Annotated in this window: 23 protein-coding genes; 3 read left to right on the top strand and 20 right to left on the bottom strand. The window is 67.5% G+C overall.

Features of this window, described 5'->3' with window-relative positions:
- Positions 1 to 76 precede the first annotated feature (76 nt).
- A complete protein-coding gene (locus tag J2739_RS07345; RefSeq protein WP_309900069.1) occupies positions 77 to 604 on the bottom strand; it encodes a DUF3617 domain-containing protein in 528 nt (175 codons plus the stop codon).
- A gap of 188 nt (positions 605 to 792) precedes the next feature.
- Here J2739_RS07345 and J2739_RS07340 point away from each other — a divergent pair, with 188 nt between their 5' ends.
- Both J2739_RS07340 and J2739_RS07335 read left to right on the top strand, forming a co-directional pair.
- Positions 793 to 1,020, top strand: a complete 228-nt coding sequence (locus J2739_RS07340) for a DUF3606 domain-containing protein (RefSeq protein WP_309900067.1) — start codon at positions 793 to 795, stop codon at positions 1,018 to 1,020.
- 26 nt (positions 1,021 to 1,046) lie between these two features.
- Positions 1,047 to 1,667, top strand: a complete 621-nt coding sequence (locus J2739_RS07335; RefSeq protein WP_309900065.1) for an alpha-ketoglutarate-dependent dioxygenase AlkB — start codon at positions 1,047 to 1,049, stop codon at positions 1,665 to 1,667.
- A 7-nt stretch (positions 1,668 to 1,674) separates the two neighbouring features.
- On the opposite strand, the gene J2739_RS07330 is transcribed toward J2739_RS07335, so the two are convergent.
- The 5 genes from J2739_RS07330 to J2739_RS07310 form a co-directional block, all read right to left on the bottom strand.
- A complete protein-coding gene (locus tag J2739_RS07330; RefSeq protein WP_309900064.1) occupies positions 1,675 to 2,190 on the bottom strand; it encodes a DUF6328 family protein in 516 nt (171 codons plus the stop codon).
- A gap of 109 nt (positions 2,191 to 2,299) precedes the next feature.
- Positions 2,300 to 4,375 carry an NAD(+) synthase gene (locus tag J2739_RS07325; protein WP_309900062.1) on the bottom strand — a complete coding sequence of 692 codons (2,076 nt, stop codon included), beginning with the start codon at positions 4,373 to 4,375 and terminating at the stop codon, positions 2,300 to 2,302.
- A 71-nt stretch (positions 4,376 to 4,446) separates the two neighbouring features.
- A complete protein-coding gene (locus J2739_RS07320) occupies positions 4,447 to 4,680 on the bottom strand; it encodes a hypothetical protein (protein WP_309900060.1) in 234 nt (77 codons plus the stop codon).
- A gap of 108 nt (positions 4,681 to 4,788) precedes the next feature.
- Positions 4,789 to 5,205, bottom strand: coding sequence for a hypothetical protein (locus J2739_RS07315; protein WP_309900058.1), 417 nt, complete (start codon positions 5,203 to 5,205; stop codon positions 4,789 to 4,791).
- Positions 5,202 to 5,795, bottom strand: coding sequence for a type 2 periplasmic-binding domain-containing protein (locus J2739_RS07310; protein WP_309900057.1), 594 nt, complete (start codon positions 5,793 to 5,795; stop codon positions 5,202 to 5,204). The genes J2739_RS07315 and J2739_RS07310 overlap by 4 nt, the downstream gene beginning before the upstream one ends.
- 226 nt (positions 5,796 to 6,021) lie before the next feature.
- Here J2739_RS07310 and J2739_RS07305 point away from each other — a divergent pair, with 226 nt between their 5' ends.
- Complete coding sequence (locus J2739_RS07305; RefSeq protein WP_309900055.1) at positions 6,022 to 6,606, top strand: nucleoside 2-deoxyribosyltransferase; 585 nt, start codon at positions 6,022 to 6,024, stop codon at positions 6,604 to 6,606.
- A 39-nt stretch (positions 6,607 to 6,645) separates the two neighbouring features.
- Here J2739_RS07305 and J2739_RS07300 read toward each other — a convergent pair whose 3' ends face one another.
- The 14 genes from J2739_RS07300 to J2739_RS07235 all read right to left on the bottom strand — a co-directional run bounded on the left by J2739_RS07300 (position 6,646) and on the right by J2739_RS07235 (position 20,043).
- A complete protein-coding gene (locus J2739_RS07300) occupies positions 6,646 to 7,809 on the bottom strand; it encodes a Gfo/Idh/MocA family protein (protein ID WP_309900054.1) in 1,164 nt (387 codons plus the stop codon).
- 71 nt (positions 7,810 to 7,880) lie between these two features.
- Positions 7,881 to 8,843: a substrate-binding domain-containing protein gene (locus J2739_RS07295; protein WP_309900053.1), complete on the bottom strand. Its 963-nt coding sequence runs from the start codon at positions 8,841 to 8,843 to the stop codon at positions 7,881 to 7,883.
- Between the two features lie 53 nt (positions 8,844 to 8,896).
- Entirely contained in the window at positions 8,897 to 9,922 is a 1,026-nt protein-coding gene (locus J2739_RS07290) for an ABC transporter permease (RefSeq protein WP_405053845.1), read from the bottom strand.
- On the bottom strand, positions 9,891 to 11,408 hold the full coding sequence (locus tag J2739_RS07285; RefSeq protein ID WP_309900052.1) for a sugar ABC transporter ATP-binding protein: 1,518 nt from the start codon (positions 11,406 to 11,408) through the stop codon (positions 9,891 to 9,893). Before J2739_RS07285 ends, J2739_RS07290 begins: the two co-directional genes overlap by 32 nt.
- Complete coding sequence (locus J2739_RS07280) at positions 11,405 to 12,574, bottom strand: ROK family protein (RefSeq protein ID WP_309901074.1); 1,170 nt, start codon at positions 12,572 to 12,574, stop codon at positions 11,405 to 11,407. Before J2739_RS07280 ends, J2739_RS07285 begins: the two co-directional genes overlap by 4 nt.
- A gap of 295 nt (positions 12,575 to 12,869) precedes the next feature.
- The gene (locus J2739_RS07275; RefSeq protein ID WP_309900051.1) at positions 12,870 to 13,289 is read right to left on the bottom strand and encodes a F0F1 ATP synthase subunit epsilon; all 420 of its coding nucleotides are present in this window, start codon (positions 13,287 to 13,289) and stop codon (positions 12,870 to 12,872) included.
- Between the two features lie 20 nt (positions 13,290 to 13,309).
- Complete coding sequence (gene atpD, locus J2739_RS07270) at positions 13,310 to 14,725, bottom strand: F0F1 ATP synthase subunit beta (RefSeq protein ID WP_309900050.1); 1,416 nt, start codon at positions 14,723 to 14,725, stop codon at positions 13,310 to 13,312.
- A 46-nt stretch (positions 14,726 to 14,771) separates the two neighbouring features.
- Positions 14,772 to 15,647: a F0F1 ATP synthase subunit gamma gene (gene atpG, locus J2739_RS07265; RefSeq protein ID WP_309900049.1), complete on the bottom strand. Its 876-nt coding sequence runs from the start codon at positions 15,645 to 15,647 to the stop codon at positions 14,772 to 14,774.
- Positions 15,648 to 15,664: 17 nt separating this feature from the next.
- Positions 15,665 to 17,218, bottom strand: a complete 1,554-nt coding sequence (gene atpA, locus J2739_RS07260) for a F0F1 ATP synthase subunit alpha (RefSeq protein WP_309900048.1) — start codon at positions 17,216 to 17,218, stop codon at positions 15,665 to 15,667.
- 36 nt (positions 17,219 to 17,254) lie between these two features.
- A complete protein-coding gene (locus J2739_RS07255) occupies positions 17,255 to 17,785 on the bottom strand; it encodes a F0F1 ATP synthase subunit delta (RefSeq protein WP_309900047.1) in 531 nt (176 codons plus the stop codon).
- A 10-nt stretch (positions 17,786 to 17,795) separates the two neighbouring features.
- Positions 17,796 to 18,266, bottom strand: coding sequence for a F0F1 ATP synthase subunit B (locus tag J2739_RS07250; protein ID WP_309900046.1), 471 nt, complete (start codon positions 18,264 to 18,266; stop codon positions 17,796 to 17,798).
- A gap of 89 nt (positions 18,267 to 18,355) precedes the next feature.
- Positions 18,356 to 18,619 carry a F0F1 ATP synthase subunit C gene (gene atpE, locus J2739_RS07245; RefSeq protein WP_019657641.1) on the bottom strand — a complete coding sequence of 88 codons (264 nt, stop codon included), beginning with the start codon at positions 18,617 to 18,619 and terminating at the stop codon, positions 18,356 to 18,358.
- A gap of 59 nt (positions 18,620 to 18,678) precedes the next feature.
- The gene (gene atpB, locus J2739_RS07240) at positions 18,679 to 19,548 is read right to left on the bottom strand and encodes a F0F1 ATP synthase subunit A (RefSeq protein WP_309900045.1); all 870 of its coding nucleotides are present in this window, start codon (positions 19,546 to 19,548) and stop codon (positions 18,679 to 18,681) included.
- Positions 19,549 to 19,560: 12 nt separating this feature from the next.
- On the bottom strand, positions 19,561 to 20,043 hold the full coding sequence (locus J2739_RS07235; protein WP_309900044.1) for an ATP synthase subunit I: 483 nt from the start codon (positions 20,041 to 20,043) through the stop codon (positions 19,561 to 19,563).
- Positions 20,044 to 20,170: the final 127 nt, after the last annotated feature.

Here is a 20,170-nt window from a genome sequence, read left to right as displayed (position 1 = left end):
GGCCCGCCATGCTAGTCCCGGGTCGGCCGGCGCGCGTGTAGGTCCGGGTCGCGCGCGGCGCCGGGCTTTCGCCGCCTTACTTGCCGCGCGCCGCGGGCATCTCGAGCAGGTTCATCTTCATGCCGTTGGGCAACACGACCTCGCCCGGCTTCTGGCCCGGCTTGCAGGGCCCGACCCACCTGGCCTCGATGACGGCCGTGCCTTCGCTGCGGCCCATCATCGGCGGGCTGTAGGTCGAGCGGGTTTCCATGCGGTAGGCGCTGCCGAAATCGCCCGTGACCACCGCATGCGTGGTGGAGGTGGTGGTGCCGATCTTGCAGACGGAGTCGATCACCATGCGGCCCGGCTCGTTGCGCATGTCCTGCTTCGCGCAGTTCTGCCGCTCCATGCCGCCGCCCATCTCGCGCATCGCCTTGTCGGTGGCGGCATCGATGCATTGCTGGGTGCTCATCGCGGGCGTCCTGGCGCCGCCGTCTCCCTGGATCGTCATTTCCCAGAGGCCCGGCTTGCGCGCGGGGTAGTCCATCGCGCCGGCCGCGCCGGCCAGTAGCAGGCAGGTCGCCGCCACGGCGGCGATCCGGGGGAGTCGGGCGAAGGTCGTCATCGAAGGCTCCGAAGAAAAGGTGCCGCTTTCTAACCCGTCCGCCGCGCCGGCGAAATAGCGCGATCGGCCTGTTCGGCTTGGCGGGCAGGCCGGATGGCTGATCTCCTACAGCAGCCCCGGGCCGAGGCACCTACGGTGGCCCTTCTCGACGAAGCACGAGCACCCCACAGGCACTCAGGAGCGAAGCCATGAACACCCCGGCAGACGGCGCGCGCAGCGGCGCTCCGCCCGAACGCATCGACATCAGCAACGCCCGCGAGCTGGACAAATGGTCGCGCCGGCTGGACGTCACGCACGACCGGCTGCGCGAGGCCGTGCGCGCCGTCGGCAGCCGCGCCGCCGACATCGAGTGGCACCTGAAAGCGGGACGCAGCGTGCGGTCGCCCCACGTCCGCAAGACGAACGCCTCGGCCTAGCGACGCGCGCTCACAGGCCAGGCAGCATGAGCATGTCGGCGGCGCATCCCGCCCAGCCCTCGCTCTTCGACGAGCCTCCTGCCGCCCTGCTGGAGGGCTGGAGCTACGAAAAGGATTTCCTCGATGAACACGAGGAACGCGAGTTGCTGCGCATCGTGCAGGCCCTGCCGCTCGAGCAGATGCGCTACAAGGACTACACGGCGCGGCGCCGGGGCATCAGCTTCGGCGGCCACTACGACTTCGATGCCAACCGGCTGCAGCCTTCGCCGGACCTGCCGCCGGCGCTGCTGCCGCTGCGCGACAAGGTGGCGCGCTGGATGCAGGTGGCGCCCGAGATGCTGGTGCACGTGCTGGTGGCGGAGTACCGCCCGGGCACGCCGCTGGGCTGGCACCGCGACGTGCCGGATTTCGAGGAGGTCGTGGGCGTCTCGCTGCTGGGCGCCGGCCTGATGCAGTTCCGGCCCTATCCGCCGGCCAGGGATTCACGGGGCCGACCGGCCCCGCACATCGATGTCGTGATCGAGCCGCGCTCGCTCTACCGGATGCGCGGGCCGGCGCGCTGGCGTTGGCAGCACCGCGTGACCCCGGTCCAGTCGCTGCGCTATTCGATCACCCTGCGCACCGCATCGGCGGTGCACCCTCCCTGAGGCGGCCTCAGCGCGCGCGTCCCGCAGAGGAAACGCGCGGGAAGACGAACCACAAGAAGCCGGCGCCCCCGACGGCCGCGCCGGCCGCCAGCGCGGCGAACGGCACCGAGCCGGTGACCATCACGGCCACCAGGTAGAGGTCCGCCGCCAGTCCCAGCATCAGCGGGACCAGGGCGGCATTGATGAAGCCCGTCGTGACGCGCAACAGGCCATCGGTGACGTGGTGCGGATGCGTCTGCCGGTGGAACGCGGCCGGACTCATGACCAGGACGACGGCGAGGGCGACGAGGCACAGCGCCCCCAGGTGCACGCGCTGCAGCACGGGGCCGAGATCTTCGAAGCGCTGGTTGAACACTGCGATCAGCTGGAAGCCGAACAATGCCTGGGCCCCGGGCAGCACCATGCGCGCCTCGTCCAGCGCATGCTGCAGCGCGGTCTTGAGCTGATCCTGCTCGTCCTTGCCGGGGCCCACGATGCGCAAGGCACTCTTGCGCTCGCTGCCGGGGCCGATCTGGCGTTCCATGCGCGGTCCTTTCGCAGCACAGCTTTGGCACTGCGGCGCGGGTCCGCGGTCATCCATCCGAGCGAAGGCCTGTAGGGCGCCGGCGATTCCGCCAACGAATCAGACTTCTTCAGGGCGCCGGCACGCGCTTCAGGTCCTCCAGCCAGACCTCGGCCTCCGAATCGCTCGGCGCACGCCAGTCGCCGCGCGGGGACAGCGAACCGCCCGAGCCCACCTTGGGCGCGTTCGGCACGCAGGAGCGCTTGAACTGGCTGGTCTTGAAGAAGCGAAACAGAAAGGTGCCGAGGTGGCGCTTGATGTCGGCGAGGCTGTACTCGTTGCGCTGCTGCTGCAGATCGTCGGGCCAGCGGCCGCGCGCCCGGTCGCCCCAGGCCGCGTGCGCCAGGAAGGCGACCTTGCTCGGCCTGAAGCCGTAGCGCAGCGTGTAGTAGAGGTGGAAGTCCTGCAGCTCGTAGGGGCCGATGGTGTCCTCGGTGCGCTGTCCCGGCTGGGCCGAAGCGCCCTCGCCGGCCGCCGGCGCATCGGCCGGGATCAGCTCCGGGCTGACCTCGGTCTCGAGGATGTCGCGCAGCACGGCGCTACCCGCGTCGCCCAGCAGCTTCGTGGTCTCGACCCAGTGCACGAGGTGCTTGATCAGCGTCTTGGGCACGCTCGCGTTCACGTTGTAGTGCGACATGTGGTCGCCCACGCCGTAGGTGCACCAGCCGAGCGCCAGCTCGCTCAGGTCGCCGGTGCCCACCACGATGCCGCCGTGGAAGTTGGCGAGCCGGAACAGGTGGCTGGTGCGCTCGCCGGCCTGCACGTTCTCGAAGGCGATGTCGTACTGCGGCTCGCCCTGCGCGAAGGGATGGCCCAGGTCCTCCAGCATCTGGCGGCAGCTGGGGCGGATGTCGATCTCGCGCGCGGTGCAGCCGATGCTGTCCATGAGCCGGTGTGCCTGCTGCAGCGTGCGACCGGTGGTCGCGAAGCCGGGCATGGTGAAACCGAGGATGTCGGAGCGCGGCCTCCCGAGCCGGTCCATGGCCTGCGCGCACACCAGCAGCGCATGGGTGGAGTCGAGGCCGCCGGAAACGCCGATCACCAGCTTGCCGATGCGGGCCGCCTCGATGCGCTGCACGAGCGACTGAACCTGGATGTTGAAGACCTCGCTGCAGCGCGCATCGCGCGTCGCCGCATCGGAGGGCACGTACGGGAAGCGCGCCACCTGGCGCAGCAGGCCGTGCGGCACCTGGACCGGCACCGGCAGCTCGAACTCGACGGTGCGCCAGCCCGCGAGCGCCCCGTGATGCTTGTGCACCGAGGTGCCGAAGCTGTTCTGCCGCATGCGTTCGCGCGAGAGCCGCTCCAGGTCGACGTCGGCCGCGACGAGGTGCGAGCTGTTGCGGAAGCGCTCGCTCTCGGCCAGCATGTCGCCGCTTTCGTAGATCAGGGCCTGGCCATCCCAGGCCAGATCGGTGGTCGACTCGCCGATCCCGGCCGAGGTATAGAGGTAGGCCGCCAGGCAGCGCGCGGACTGCAGGCTGACGAGCCGGTGCCGGTAGTCCGACTTGCCGATCGTGATGTTCGAGGCCGAGAGGTTGACCAGCACCGTCGCACCCGCCAGCGCGGCATAGCTGGAGGGCGGGATCGGCACCCACACGTCTTCGCAGATCTCCACGTGCAGCTTGAAGAGCGGCAGTTGGCGCGACTGGAACAGGAGGTCGGTGCCGAAGGGGATGCGCTGGCCCCCGAGCACGATCTCGGTCGAGAGCGCCGTGTCGGCGCCATTGAACTGGCGGCCCTCGTAGAACTCGCCGTAGTTCGGCAGGTAGGTCTTGGGCAGCACGCCGAGCACGCGGCCATCGGCCACCACTGCGGCGCAATTGAAGAGGCGGTGGTCGACCCGCAGCGGCAGGCCGACCACGGCCACCGCGCCGACATCGTGCGAGGCGGCGGCCACTTCGAGCAGGGCGCGCTCGCAGGCATCGAGCAGCGCCGCCTGGTGGAACAGGTCGTCGCAGGTGTAGGCCGAGAGTCCCAGCTCCGGGAACGCGACCAGCACGGCGCCGTCGGCCGCGGCCTCGCGGTACATCCGCAGGGTCTCGGTCGTGTTGAACACCGGGTCGGCCACGCGGTTGCGCGGCACTGCCACGGCCACGCGCGCGAAGCCGTGGGTGTAGGGATTGAAGAACTCGTGCTCGGTCATGGCCGGATTGTGGCCTCACGCGGCCGATGCCGCCCGTGCGGCCCAAAGAGGCCGGCCCGTCCGGCGCACGCTCAGCTGCCCTTGCGCAGGGCCGGGTCCTCGCCCTTCGCGTGGGACTTGCCCTCCTGCTCGGCCTTGCGCAAGGCCTCGGCCTCGGCCTCATTCTTCGGGCGCGCGTCACGCGCCGCCTGCTCGACCTTGCCTGATTTCACGAAGTCCGTGGCGGCCTTGTCGTAGCGCCGGGTGGCGTCGTAGTTGCCTTCGCCCTGGATGTCGGGGTCCTTCGGATCTTGGGGCTTGCTCATGCGGCTCTCCTTTTCAAGCGGATGGGAGGGTGGCAGGTCGCGGCACGGGCGCAGCTGCAGGCGAACGCGCCCGCGTTCGAGCTGCCGCGGCCCGCGCGCTGAACGCCGTCACAGCGACAACAGCCGCTGCATGAAGGCGCGATAACGGCGCAGTGCCAGGCGCAGCTTCTCGGTGGACGCGGCATCCGCCGCTCCTTCGCCGCGCGCGTCGAGTCCCGCCCGCTCTTCCGAGAAGGTCTGCTGCAGGTTCTGCAGCATCTGCCGCACCAGCTCGTCGGCCTGGCGCACGGCCCGTTCCGGATCGTCGACGAAGCCGATCTGCACGGCGTCCCAGCTGGCACGGAAATCCCGCGCCGCGTCGGGCGTGAAGAGCGAGGCGGGCGCCTCGTCGGCGCTGTCCGCCGGCAACGGCTTCTGAACGACCGGCCGCTCGAGGTCGTCCGGTGCGACGTTGGCTTCCGCAGCCTGGGCCTGGGTGGGGCGGGCTGCAACGGCCCGCTCGCCTTGAACGGTTTCGAGATTCATGATCGTGCCTCCACTGGCCTCGCCGGCATCCGCCGCGGCTCTTCCATGCTGACTTCGAGCAGTTCGTCGAACAGCGCGCGGTAATGCACCACCGCCTTGCGCAATTCCTCGGTCTCCACCTCGCCACTCAGGGTGCGCGCATGGATGGCCTGCGCCGCGCGGTAGTTCCTCACCACCGCGGGATGGTCCACCGAGATGTCGGCCGCACGATGCTCGAAGTCGCTCATCGGATAGCCGCGCTTCTGCATCAGCTCGCGGACCAGCTGGTCCGCCTGCGTCACCGCGCCGGCCGGGTTGTCGACGAATTCGGCCTGCACCTTGTTCCACGCGCTGCTGAAGCGGGCGCCCTCGCCCGGCGCCAGCGGGACGATGTGCAACTGGCCCACGCGCGCCTCGCGCTGCCGGAGTTCGGCCTCGGCCTTGGCACGGCTGCCGTGTTGCCTGACGGCCAGTTCGTACTCGTCGCCGAAGCGCTGCGCAAGCCGATCGGACTGTCGTTTTCGAATGAGAAAATAGGCGGCCAGCGCGACGAGGGCGAGGACCACGACGATCCCCACCGCCCACCCGGCCTGCATGTTCACGGCGTCCATACGCGTCTCCCTTCACATCGAAGAACCGCGCATGCGTGCCGCGAATGCAGCAGCGAGCATGTGCGGATGTCTCCATGCTGAATCGCTTGCGGCGCGCTGTCGGCAGCGCAGGGGCGTTTCCGATGTGGGAGCGCGCCTACACCCCGCGCGCGCGCGCGCCGGGCCCTTGCGTGCCGCAGAATGCGGACCCATCCTGCGTGAAGACCCGACGACTCGCGACGCCGCCATGCCCCAGCCCCGCTCTCCCCGGCCTCGCGTCTACCTCGCGGGCCCGGACATCTTCTTTCGCGACTGCGAGCGGCGCTATGAGGCGCTGAAGGCCCGTTGCGAGCGCCTGGACCTGGAGGGCATCGCGCCGTCGGACGGCGGCCTGGGCGCAGATTTCTCCGGCAGCGACGACGAGCGGGCGCGCCGCATCTGCGAGGGCAACGTCGCCCTCATCCGGCAGGCCGATGGCGTGATTGCCAACCTCATGAACTTCCGCGGGCTCGAGCCGGATTCGGGCACCGTGTTCGAGGTCGGCTTCGCCGTGGCGCTGGGCAAGCCGGTGGTGGTCTATGGCGTGCCGGCGGGCAGCTATGCGAGTCGCGTCTGCGCGGCCGTGCCCTGCACGCAGGATGCCGCCGGCGTCACGCGGGAACGCGACAGCGGCGTGATGGTGGAAGGACTGGGCCAGCGGCTGAACCTGATGCTGGCCTGCTCGACGTCGATCGAGCCGACCGCGGAAGCGGCACTGGCGCGGCTGGCGAAGATGCTGCGGGCCGATCGCCGGTCGCCGATGGCACCGCTCTCCGATGGAGAGGCTGGTTGACTTGTCCCCTCTCTCTTCGGCGAAGAGAGCAAGACAGGATCACCACGCCGTCCACTTCGCCTCGCTGCGGCTCGAAGCCACGACGCGCTCGATGAAGCGCACGCCGCGCGCTCCGTCCTCCACGCGCGGGTAGTCGGCCTCCAGCGCATCGGCCTGTAGTCCCGCGAGCCGCGCGCGCAGGTCCGCGACGACGCCGCCGTACACATTGGCGAAGGCTTCGATGAAGCCCTCCGGATGGCCGCTGGGCAGGCGGCTCGCGCGGCGCGCCGATTCGCCGAGCCATGGCGAGCCGCGCGTCAGCACGCGCATGGGCCCGTCGTGCGGCCAATGCAGCAGCTCGCTCGGCTGCTCCTGTCGCCACACGAGCGTGCCCAGCGTGCCGGAGACGCGCAGGCGCAGGTCGTTCTCCAGCCCGGTGTTGACCTGGGACGCCACCAGCACGCCGCGCGCGCCCCCCTTGAAGCGAAGCAGCATGCTGCCGTCGTCATCGAGCGGGCGGCCGGGCACCAGCGCGCTCAGGTCGGCGCAGAGGCTTTCGATCTCGAGCCCCGTCACGGTCGCGACCAGGTTCTCGGCATGCGAGCCGATGTCGCCGATGGCCCCGGCCGCGCCGCTCCTCGCGGGATCGCTGCGCCAGGCCGCCTGCTTGTTGCCATCCTGCTCGAGCCGCGTCGCGAGCCAACCCTGGTTGTATTCGACGACCACCTTGCGGACCTCGCCGAGGCGGCCGCTCGTCACCAGGTGGCGCGCCTCGCGCACCATGGGGTAGCCGGTGTAGTTGTAGGTCACGGCGAACACCGTGCCCTGCCGCGCCACCGCCGCAACCAGGGCGTCGGCCTGCGCCCCGGTGTGCACCAGCGGCTTGTCGCACACGACATGGAAGCCGGCGTCGACGAAAGCCTGCGCCACCGGGAAGTGCAGATGATTCGGCGTGACGATGGAGACGAAGTCGATGCGCTCCTCGGCAGGCCGCTTCAACTCGTCGTCCAGCAAGGCCTGCCAGTCGCCATGGTTGCGTTCGTCGGCCAGCCAGAGCTCGCGCCCCGAGGCCTTGGCCTTCTCGGCGCTGGCCGACAGCGCGCCGGCCACCAGCTCGGCCTGCCCGTCGAGCGCGATCGCCTTGCGGTGCACCGCGCCGATGAAGGCATCGCGCCCGCCACCGACCATGGCGTAGCGCAGCTTGCGGGAAGGTGGGAGAGTCATAGGGTGTGGCGATCGGACATCCATGCGCGACCTTCGCGTTCTTCACTGATGGATGTCCGCATTCACGAAGCTCAGAACGGCGAGTTCGGGTGGTAGAAGTCCTTGGCGTTTTCCTTGGTGATCAGCACCGAGGGAATGATGGTCGTCGCCGGCAGCTTCTCGCCCTTGAGCCGAGCCTCGGCCGTGAGCTTGATGGCGTCGTAGATGAACTTGGGCGAGTAGCTCACGTCGGCCTGGATGCGCGGGTCCTTGCCGTCCAGGATGGTCTTGACCATGCCCTTGGCGCCGGCACCGCCGAAGATGACCTTGATGTCGTCGCGCTTGGCCTGCTCGATGGCCTTCAGCACGCCGAAGGCCATGTCGTCGTCCGCGGCCCAGAAGGCGTCGATCTTCTTGAAGCGGGTCAGGTAGTCCTGCGTGACCTTGAAGGCGTCGTCGCGGTTCCAGTTGGCGTACTTGGCATCGAGCAGCTTGATGTCGGGGTAGTTCTTGAGCACGCCGTTGAACGCGTCCATGCGCTCGTTGTCCAGCGTGGTGGCAATGCCGCGCAGCGCGACGATCTCGCCCTTGCCATCGAGCTTCTTGGCGATGTACTCGGCCGGGATCCTGCCGAAGGCGGTGTTGTCGCCGGCCACGTAGGCGTCCTGCGCGCTGGTGTCGGTCAGGCCGCGGTCCACCACGGTGACGTAGGTGCCCTTGGCCTTGACCTGGGCCACGGGCTTGGTGAGCGCGGCGGACTCGAAGGGGAAGATGACCAGCGCGTTGATCTTGGTCACCGTCGAGAGGTCCTGCAGCTGGTTCGCCTGCTCGGGCGCATTGGCCGCGGTCTTGATGGTGATCTTGAGATCCTTGTGCTCCTTCTCCAGGTCCTTCTTCGCCTGGTTGGCCCAGTAGTTGATGCCGCCCATGAAGCTGTGCGTCGCGGCCGGGATCGAGACGCCAAGGTTCACCGTCTCGGCGGCCAGGGCCGGGCCGGCGGCGAGTGCCGCGGCGGCGATCGCGCCGAGTGCGAGGCGTCGGGTGATGGGGTTCATTTGCTGTCTCCTTGTAGAAAAACGGGCGTTGGAAAACTTCTCGGGAAGGGGCGCTAGCGCCGTCCGCGCTGGAGGAAGGCGACCACGATGATCACGAAGCCCTGCACCGCGGCATTGAGGTACACGCTGATGATGCTGGTGAGGTTGAGGATGTTGCTGATGACCGAGAGCAGGATGGCGCCGATCACCGTGCCGGTGATGCTGCCCGCGCCGCCCTTGAGAGCGGTGCCGCCGACGATCACCGCGGCGATGGCCTCGAGCTCCCACAGCAGGCCGGTGGTGGGCGACGCCGAGCCCAGCCGCGGCACGTAGAGCAGGGTCGCGATGCCCACGCACACGCCGAGCAGCATGTAGGTCATGATCTTCACGCCGTCGACACCCACCGCCGCGTAGCGCGCCACCTGCTCGTTCGAGCCGATGGCCTGCACGTAGCGGCCATAGGCGGTGCGGTTGAGGATCAGCGCGCCCACCACGGCGACCACCAGGAACACCCACACCGGCACCGGGATGCCGAGCAGGCTCGCGTAGTACACCGGCGCGTAGAGGTCGGAAAGATCGTTGTCCAGCGTGAGCGCGCCGCCGTCGGCGAAGTAGGTCAGGTAGGCGCGGAAGATGCCCAGCGTGCCGAGCGTGACGATGAAGGGCTCGATGCGTCCCTTGGTGATGAGCAGGCCGTGCGCCAGTCCGAAAAGCGCGCCGAGCACCACCGCGAGCAGCGCTCCGAGCAGCACCGCCAGCAGCGGCGAGCCGAGTGCCGGGCCCATGGCATTGATGAACATGATCACGCAGCCCGCGATCAGCGCGGCCATCGAGCCCACCGAGAGATCGATGCCGCCCGAGATGATCACGAAGCACATGCCCACCGCGATGATGCCGATGAAGGCGGTGCGGGTGAGCACGTTCATCGCGTTGTCGAGCGTGGCGAAGTCGCTGTTGAGCAGCGTGCCGGCGATGCACAGCAGCACCAGGCCGATGACGGGGCCGAGGCCGTGCAGGCGCTCGGTCCAGCGCGGCCGCGTTTCGCTGCGGTGCATGGCGCCCGCGGCCTCAGGCGTGGCTTGCTGCGGTTCCGGTGGCATGGGCGATGAGTTCCTCTTCGGTCAGTTGGTTCGCGTCCAGCGTGGCGACGAGCCGGCCCGCGCGCATCACGGCGACGCGGTGGCACAGGCCGATCAGCTCCATCAGCTCGGACGAGACGACGATCACGGCCAGCCCCTCGCGGGCCAGGCGCTGGATCAGGAAATAGATGTCGCGCTTGGCGCCGACGTCGACACCGCGCGTGGGCTCGTCGAGCACCACCACCTTCGGCCTGGGCTGCAACACCTTGGCCAGCGCGAGCTTCTGCTGGTTGCCGCCCGAGAGCGAGGAGGCGCGCGCGTCCAGGTCGCCGGTGCGGATGCCGAAGTCCTTCACCGCGGCGGCCAGCGCGCTGCGCTCGGCCTCGGGCCTGAGCCAGGGCCGGGCATAGCGCTCCAGCGCCATCAGCGTGAGGTTCTGGCGCAGGCCCAGGTGCACGTGCAGGCCCTTGCCCTTGCGGTCTTCGCTGAGATAGGTGAGGCCATGGCGCGCAGCATCGCGGGGATGGCGCAGTTGCACCAGCTTGCCGCCGATCTCGATGCTGCCGCCGGCCGGCCGCAGGCCCAGCAAGCCCTCGAAGAGCTCGGTGCGGCCGGCACCCACCAGGCCGGCAAAGCCGAGGATCTCGCCGGGGCGCACTTCGAAGCTGGCGTTATCGGCCCAGCCCGGGACGCTGAAATCGCGCACCCGCATCGCGGGCGACTGCGCCATCGCCACGGGGTCGCGCGGCGGGTACAGGTCGGCCAGCTCGCGGCCCACCATCAGGTTGGCCATCCGGTGGCGCGTGAGCTCCGCCGTGGGCGCGCGCGTGACGAAGCGGCCGTCGCGCATCACGATCACCTCGTCGGTCACGCGCTCGACTTCGTCGAGCTTGTGCGAGATGTAGACGATGGTCACCCCGTCGGCGCGCAGCTGCGCGATCAGGCGGAACAGCCGCTCGGTCTCGCCGGGCGTGAGCGTGGCGGTGGGCTCGTCCATGATCAGCAGGCGGGCCTGGCGCGAGACGGCCTTGGCGATCTCGACCAGCTGCTTCTCGGCCACGATCAGGCGGCGCACCTTGGTGTGCGGATCGACCTTCAGGCCGACCTGGGCAAGCGCGGCCGCGGCATCGCGCTCCATCGCGGTGTCGTCGAGCCAGAAGCCCTTCTTCTTTTCGTGCCCGAGAAAAATGTTCTGCGTCACGTTCAGGTCTTCCGCCAGGTTGAACTCCTGGTGGATCAGCACGATGCCCAGCGCCTCGGCGTCGCGCGAGCTGGCGAACTGCTGCGGCTCGCCGTTGACGCGCACGGTGCCGCCGGTGATCGGCTCGTAGCCGGCCAGGATCTTCATCAGCGTGGACTTGCCGGCGCCGTTTTCGCCGAGCAGGCCGTAGATACGCCCGGGCTCGAGCGAGAAGCTCACGCCGTGCAGCACCTGGACGGGCCCGAACGCCTTGACGACGTTGTCGAACTCGACTGCGACGCTGCGCCGGGGCGATTGCTGCGTCATGGCGCCACGCCTCGCGCCTTGAGCGCCTCGTGCATCGCCAGCACGCCTGCGCCGACCAGGCCGGCCTGCGCGCCCAGCGGCGTGTACTGGATCTCGAGGTGCCGCGTCGACAGGGCCAGCGAGCGGTGGTAGACGCTCTGGCGCAGTGCCGCCAGGAACAGCGGCCCGATGCGCGTGATGCCGCCCCCGATGAACACATGCGAGGGATTGAAGAAGTTGACGATGGAGGCCAGCATCTGCCCGATCAGCTGGCCGGCGCGTTGCACGATGGCATTGGCCGCCGCGTCGCCGGCGCGGCTGGCCTGGCCGACGTCGACCGCGTCGATGTGCCCTTGCGCGCGCAGCCGCTCGGCCAGCGCGCGGCTTTCCCCCGCTTGCGCGGCCTGCACCGCCATGCGGGTGATGGCGGGACCGGCCGCCATGGCCTCGACGCAGCCCAGGTTGCCGCAATGGCACAGCGGCCCTTCCTGGTCGACGCAGATGTGGCCCACGTCGCCGGCCGAACCGGCCGCGCCGCGGTACACCTCGCCATGGCAGACGATGCCGCAGCCGATGCCGGTGCCGACCTTGATGACGAGGAAGTTGGGCAGCGAGCGCTTCAGGCGCCAGAGCTCGCCCAGCGCCATGAGGTTCACGTCGTTGTCGACGAAGACCGGCGCGGCGTAGTCCTCGCGCAGGTAATCGCGGATCGAGAAGCTGTCCCAGGCCGGCATCAGCGGCGGGTTCACGAGCTGACCGATCTCGAAATTGACCGGACCCGGCACGCCGATGCCGATGCCGATCACCTGCTTCGGGCCGAAGCCGCAGCGGGCCAGCAGTTCGCGCATCAGTACGCGCACGCGGGCCAGCAACACACCCGGGCCTTCGCGCACGTCGGCCGGCTCGCAATGCTGGGCCAGCACACTGAGGTCGGGCCGCAGCACCGCGACATCGAGGCTGGTCGCGCCGATGTCCACGCCAAGCACCACGCCAAGGCCCTCATGCAGCTGCAGGTTCTCGGCACGTCGTCCGCCCGAGGAGCGCTGCAGGCCGGCCTCGGCAAGCAGGCCCTGCTCGACCAGGCCGGCGATCAGCGCATTGGCCTTGCTCTTGGAGAAACCCAGCCGCTCGGCCATGGCATGGCGCGAGCCGCCGGCGGACCAGAAGGTCGTTTCCAGCAGCGCCAACTCGTCGGCAGTGAGGCCGCTCCAGGGTGCCAAGCGCTTGTCTCCGTGGTTCGTCGTCGGCCCGAAGGGCGCAGCCACCGGGCGAAGGCGAATACTAGGCGCTCGGGTTCAGCCGAACAAGATTGAACTTCGGCCTGGTCAAGACCGAAGTGAATGCGCCCGCGCCAAAGCACAAGGCCACCCGAAGGCGGCCTTGTGGTGGGTGCACCCCGCGGTGCCGGGCTCGCCGGAACGTTGGTTGCGCCGGTTGATGGGGCTGACGCGGCGACGCGAAGTATGTGCAGCCTGAGCGCGCTTATTTCTTTTGGCGGTACTTGCGCAGCGCCGCGATCTGCGCGGCCATCACGGCCAGCTCCGACTGGGCCAGCGCGATGTCGATGTCGCTCTTGGCGTTCTTCAGCGCTTCCTCGGCGGCGGCCTTGGACTTGTTGGCCTTCTCTTCATCGAGGTCCTTGCCGCGGATCGCGGTGTCGGACAGCACGGTGACGGTGTTGGGCTGCACTTCCAGGATGCCGCCGGCCACGAAGACGAATTCCTCGCCGCCGTCGGCGGTCTCGATGCGCACGGCACCAGGGCGGATGCGCGTGATCAACGGCGTGTGGCGCGGAAAGATGCCGAGCTCGCCGGCTTCACCCGGCAGCGCGACGAACTTGGCCTCGCCCGAGAAGATGGACTCCTCGGCGCTGACCACGTCGACGTGAATGGTGTTTGCCATCTGGATTCCTATGCAGCCGCTCAGGCGACCTTCTTCGCCTTTTCGAAGGCTTCGTCGATGCTGCCCACCATGTAGAAGGCCTGCTCCGGCAGGTGGTCGGCTTCGCCGTTCACGATCATCTTGAAGCCGCGGATGGTCTCGGCCAGCGGCACGTACTTGCCGGGCGAGCCGGTGAACACCTCGGCGACGTGGAAAGGCTGCGACAGGAAGCGCTGGATCTTCCGGGCCCGGGCCACGGCCAGCTTGTCGTCGGGTGCCAGTTCGTCCATGCCGAGAATGGCGATGATGTCGCGCAGCTCCTTGTAGCGCTGCAGCGTGCCCTGCACCGCGCGGGCGACGTTGTAGTGCTCTTCGCCGACCACGTGCGGATCGAGCTGGCGCGAGGTCGAGTCCAGCGGGTCCACGGCGGGATAGATGCCGAGCGAGGCGATGTCGCGCGACAGCACCACGGTGGAATCCAGGTGGGCAAAGGTGGTCGCGGGCGAGGGGTCGGTCAAGTCGTCGGCGGGCACGTACACGGCCTGGATCGAGGTGATCGAGCCCACCTTGGTGGAGGTGATGCGCTCCTGCAGGCGGCCCATTTCCTCGGCCAGCGTCGGCTGGTAGCCCACGGCGGAAGGCATGCGGCCCAGCAGTGCCGACACTTCGGTACCGGCCAGCGTGTAGCGGTAGATGTTGTCGACGAAGAACAGCACGTCGCGGCCTTCGTCACGGAAGGACTCGGCGATGGTCAGGCCGGTCAGCGCCACGCGCAGGCGGTTGCCCGGCGGCTCGTTCATCTGGCCGTAGACCATGGCGACCTTCGACTCGGGCAGGTTCTCGAGGTTCACGACGCCGGATTCGGCCATCTCGTGATAGAAGTCGTTGCCCTCGCGGGTGCGCTCACCCACACCGGCGAACACCGACAGGCCCGAGTGCGCCTTCGCGATGTTGTTGATGAGCTCCATCATGTTCACGGTCTTGCCCACGCCGGCGCCGCCGAACAGGCCCACCTTGCCGCCCTTGGCGAAAGGGCAGACCAGGTCGATCACCTTGATGCCGGTTTCCAGCAGGTCCTGGGAGGGCGACAGCTCGTCGTACTCGGGGGCCTTGCGGTGGATGGAAGCGGTGAGCTCCTGCCCCACCTCGCCGCGCTCGTCGATCGGCCGGCCGAGCACGTCCATGATCCGGCCCAGGGTGGCCTTGCCCACCGGCACCGTGATCGGCGCGCCAGTGTTGGTGACCACGATGCCGCGGCGCAGGCCGTCGGACGAGCCCAGCGCAATGGTGCGCACCACGCCGTCGCCGAGCTGCTGCTGCACTTCGAGCGTCAGGCCGCCTTCTTCGTACTTCAGGGCGTCGTAGATCTTGGGCATCTGGTCGCGCGGGAACTCCACGTCCACCACGGCACCGATACATTGAACGATCTTGCCTTGAACTGCTGCTTCTTGAGCCATCATCTGCTCCGATAAAAATTGAATCTGTTTGAGGTCGGCCCGAGGCTCAGACACCGGCGGCCGCCGCGGCGCCCGACACGATCTCCGACAGTTCCTTGGTGATGCCGGCCTGGCGGGTCTTGTTGTAGACCAGCTTGAGCTCGTCGATCACGTTGCCGGCGTTGTCGGTGGCAGCCTTCATCGCGACCATGCGCGCGGATTGCTCCGAGGCCATGTTCTCGGCGACGGCCTGGTAGGCCAGCGACTCCACGTAGCGCACCAGCAGCTCGTCGATCACGCTCTGCGCGTCGGGCTCGTAGATGTAGTCCCACGAGTGCTGACCCTTCTCCATCTTCAGCGAGTCGGCGGCGAGCGGCAGCAGCTGCTCGACCACCGATTCCTGGCGCATCGTGTTGATGAACTTGGTGTAGCACAGGTAGACCGCACTCAGCTTGCCCTCTGCGTAGGCGTCGAGCAGCACCTTCATCGGGCCGATCAGCTTGTCGAGGTGCGGCGTGTCGCCCAACTGGGTGACATGCGAAACCACGCGCGCGCCGATGCGGTTGAGAAAGCCGAGGCCCTTGTTCCCGATGGCCACCGCCTCGACCGCGTTGCCGGCCTGCTGCTGCTCGCGCAGCTTGGCGGTCACGGCGCGCAGCACGTTGGTGTTCATGCCGCCGCACAGGCCCTTGTCGGTCGTCACGACGATGAAGCCCGCGGCCTTCGCCTCGTTGACCTTCATGAAGGCGTGCGTGTATTCCGGGTTCGCCTGGCCGAGGTTGGCCGCGATATTGCGGATCTTCTCGCTGTACGGCCGGGCGGCGCGCATGCGATCCTGCGCCTTGCGCATCTTCGACGCGGCCACCATTTCCATGGCCTTGGTGATCTTCTTGGTGTTCTCCACCGATTTGATCTTGCCGCGGATTTCCTTGCCGGCTGCCATTGGCTACTCCTTCTCGATCAGGCGAAGGACTTCTTGAAGGAAGTGATCGCCGCCATCAGCTCGGCCTCGGAATCCTTGTCGAGCGCCCGGGCCTGTTCGATCTTGTCGAGCAGCGCTCCGTGGCTGGACTTGAGGAACTGGTGCAGGCCGTGCTCGAACGGAAGCACTTGCTTGACCTCGAGGTCGTCCATGAAGCCCTTGTTCACCGCGAACAGCGACGCGCCCATCAGCGAGATGGGCAGCGGGCTGTATTGCGCCTGCTTCAGGAGCTCGGTCACGCGCGCGCCGCGGTCCAGCTGCTTGCGAGTGGCTTCGTCCAGGTCGGAGGCGAACTGGGCGAAGGCCGCGAGTTCGCGGTACTGCGCGAGGTCGGTACGGATACCGCCGGACAGGCCCTTGATGACCTTGGTCTGCGCCGACGAGCCCACACGCGACACCGAGATACCGGCGTTGATGGCGGGACGGATGCCGGCGTTGAACAGGTTGGTTTCCAGGAAGATCTGGCCGTCGGTGATCGAGATCACGTTGGTCGGCACGAAGGCGGACACGTCGCCGGCTTGCGTCTCGATGATCGGCAGCGCCGTCAGCGAGCCGGTCTTGCCCTTGACTTCACCCTTGGTGAAGGCCTCGACGTAGTCCGCGTTCACGCGCGCGGCGCGCTCCAGCAAACGGCTGTGCAGGTAGAACACGTCGCCGGGGTAGGCTTCGCGGCCCGGCGGGCGGCGCAGCAGCAGCGAGACCTGGCGGTAGGCGACGGCCTGCTTGGACAGGTCGTCATAGATGATCAGCGCGTCCTGGCCGCGATCGCGGAAGTACTCGCCCATCGTGCAGCCGGAGTAGGCAGCGACGTACTGCATCGCGGCCGATTCGGAAGCCGATGCGGCGACCACGATGGTGTAGTCCATCGCACCGGCCTGCTCCAGCGAGCGCACCACGTTCTTGATCGACGAAGCCTTCTGGCCGATCGCGACGTAGACGCAGGTCATGTTCTGACCCTTCTGGTTGATGATCGTGTCGATCGCCACCGCGGTCTTGCCGGTCTGGCGGTCGCCGATGATCAGCTCGCGCTGGCCACGTCCGATCGGCACCATCGAGTCGATGGACTTGAGGCCGGTCTGCATGGGCTGGTCCACCGACTTGCGGGCGATCACGCCCGGGGCGACCTTTTCGATCACGTCCGTCAGCTTGGCGTTGACCGGACCCTTGCCGTCGATCGGCTGGCCCAGGGCATTGACCACGCGGCCGATGAGCTCGGGACCGACGGGCACTTCCAGGATGCGGCCCGTGCACTTGACGGTGTCGCCTTCGGAGATGTGCTCGTACTCGCCCAGGATCACGGCGCCGACCGAGTCGCGCTCGAGGTTCAGTGCGAGGCCGAAGGACGGGGTGCCGTCGGCAGTGGGCGGGAACTCGAGCATTTCGCCCTGCATCGCGTCCGACAGGCCGTGCACGCGCACGATGCCGTCGGTCACCGACACCACGGTGCCTTCGTTGCGGATGTTCGCGCTGACGCCGAGGCCCTCGATGCGGCTCTTGATCAGCTCGGAAATTTCTGCGGGATTGAGTTGCATGACTCTTTCCTTCTTTCGTTGAGGGGGCTGGCGGCCTCAGGCTGCCAGCGCAACTTTCATTTGTTCGAGGCGAGCCTTGACGGAGGTGTCGAGCACCTCGTCACCCACCACCACGCGAATGCCGCCGATCAGGGACGGGTCTTGTTCGACGATGATCTGCAGCTTGCGGCCGAAGCGCTTCTGGAGCGCGTCGGCCACGCCATTGAGCGCGGCGCCGTCGATCGGGAAGGCGCTGTACACCACCGCATCGGAGGAGCCGCTCTGCGCATTCGCCAGGGCCCGGAACTGCCTGGCGATCTCCGGCAACGCGGTGAAGCGGCCGTTCTCGAGCAGCGCCATCAGGAAGTTGTTGGCGGCGGGGGGCAGCGCAGTGCCGTTGGCGCCGGCAATGACGCCCAGCACCTGTTCCGGCGTGGCCTTGGGATTGTCGGCGAACTGCTGCAGCTCGGGACTCGCGGCGATGACCGCGACCCTCTCGAGCCATGCGCTCGCGCCGGCGAGGTCCGACGAAGACGCCTTGAACAGCGCTTCGGCGTAGGGGCGTGCAATGGTGGCGAGTTCAGCCATGGTGTCCGTTTCAGAGTTCGGTCTGCAGGCGCGAAAGCAGATCGGCGTGGACGGCCGGATTCACTTCCTTGCGCAGGATCTGCTCGGCGCCCTTGACGGCCAGCACGGCCACCTGCTCGCGCAGCGCCTCGCGCGCCTTCACGGCCTGTTGCTCGGCTTCGGCGCGGGCCGCCGCCACGATCTTGTTGCCTTCTTCCGTGGCGCGGGCCTTGGCCTCTTCAACGATGGCCTGCGCACGGCGTTCGGCATCGGCCAGGCGTTGCGCGGAATCGTTGCGCGCCTTGCCCAACTCGACCTCCACCCGCTTGTCCGCTTCCGACAAGGCGACCTTGGCCTTGTCGGCCGCAGCCAGGCCTTCGGCGATCTTCTGGGCACGGTCATCCAGCGCCTTGGCGATCGGCGGCCACACGAACTTCATCGTGAACCCGACAAGGATCAGGAACACGATCATCTGGACGATCAGGGTACCGGTAATGCTCACTTTTCACCCTCTCTTTGGAATTGAAATCCGGCGCCGTTCTTCATGGAGAAGAAGGTCTGCAACGGTTTCGACGAGAAGCCTGCGCCTGATTACTTCGGCAGGTTGGCGATTTGCGAGAGGAAGGGATTCGCGGTGGCGAACCACAGCGCGATACCGGTACCGATGATGAACGCGGCGTCGATCAGACCGGCCAGCAGGAACATCTTGGTCTGGAGTTCACCCATCAGCTCGGGCTGGCGGGCAGCCGACTCGAGGTACTTGCTGCCCATGATGCCGATGCCGATACAGGCACCCACGGCGCCCAGACCGATGATCAGGCCGGCGGCCAGGGCGACAAAGCTAATAACTTCCATGATGACTCCTAAGGACGATGGTTGAAGAGAAAAAGAAAAAACGAAAGCGGAAATGGGGATCAGTGGTGGTCGTGCGCCTGGCCGACGTACACGAGCGTCAGCATCATGAAGACGAAGGCCTGCAGGATGATGATCAGGATGTGGAAGATGGCCCACGCGGTTCCCGCGACGATGTGGCCGAGCGCGAGCAGGATGCCGGTGGCCGACAGTGTCCAGGCCCCGCCCATCAGCGCGATGAGAAGGAAGATCAGCTCGCCCGCGTACATGTTGCCGAACAGTCGCATGCCGTGCGAGACGGTCTTGGCGATGAACTCGATCATCTGCATCGCGAAATTGAAGGGGTAGAGCGCCCAGTGGTTGCCGAATGGGGCGGTGAAAAGCTCATGCACCCAGCCGCCGATGCCCTTGATCTTGACGTTGTAGTAGAGGCAGATCAGCAGCACCGAGACCGACAGGCCCATAGCCACCGAGAGGTCGGCCGTGGGAACCACGCGAAGATACGCGTGATGAGGGTCGCCACCGACGGCGCCGAAGAGCTTGGCCCAGAGGGCAGGCAGCAGATCGACCGGCAGCAGGTCCATGGCGTTGAGCATGACGATCCAGACGAAGACCGTGAGCGCGAGCGGTGCAACGAACTTGCGGCTCTTGGCGTTGTGGACGATGCCCTTGGCCTGCTGGTCGACCACCTCGATCAGGATCTCGACCGCGGCCTGAAAACGGCCCGGAACGCCCCACGTCGCCTTGCGCGCACCCAGCCAGAGCAGCCAGCAGCCGACCACGCCCAGCAGGATCGAGAAGAAGAGGGAGTCGAAGTTGAAAACCGAGAAATCGGCAACACCTGCCGGCTTGGAGCTTTGAAGATGCGTCAGGTGGTGAACGATGTATTCACCAGCGGTTTGACCATGTTCCGCAGCGTTTTCAGCAGCCATCCGTTACTCGTCTTAAATTTTCGGGCGTTCGGGCGCCAGCATCACCGCCACCCACGCCGCCTTCATTGTCACCACCAAGCCCACCAGCATCGCCGGCCAGCTCAGCGCCGTTACCAGTCTCGGCGCGGCAAGCAGCATCGCCACCGACAAGACCAGCTTGACCATTTCCCACAAGAAGAATCCGAGCACCGCAGTGCCCGCATTCAGCGAAGAAAACCTCCCCGTCAGTCCTCTTGCGAACACCGCGGCAGGGATCACCACCGCCAGTGCGCCGTATCCGGCGGACCACCCCAAATTCTGCCTCCCCGACAAGCCCCAGGCGGCCAAAGCCACCAGCAGCCCCGCCGCAACCTGAATCGCGATCACGCGCCAGGGCGAGATCAGCGGCTTCCGTTCGCGCAGCCGCCGGGCCTCCTCGGCAGTCAGCGGCTTGAAGTCGGCATCCGGGTCTTGTTCATCCTCATGAACATGCACATCGCGGGCAATTGTTTTCATATCGAATGAAGCCCGGATGACGACCCAGAATTTCTACAAAGCCACTGATTATAAGTAGAAACCCACGACCATCCGCCAGCTTCCCGTCAGGTTTGACAACACCCTTGACAGCATGCGGGCGCCGGCG

The sequence above is a fragment of the Variovorax soli genome (genome assembly GCF_031454625.1).
GTDB lineage: Bacteria > Pseudomonadota > Gammaproteobacteria > Burkholderiales > Burkholderiaceae_C > Variovorax > Variovorax soli_A.
The sequence above is the reverse complement of the archived record's forward strand: the minus strand, read 5'-3'. Positions and strand labels throughout refer to the sequence as shown.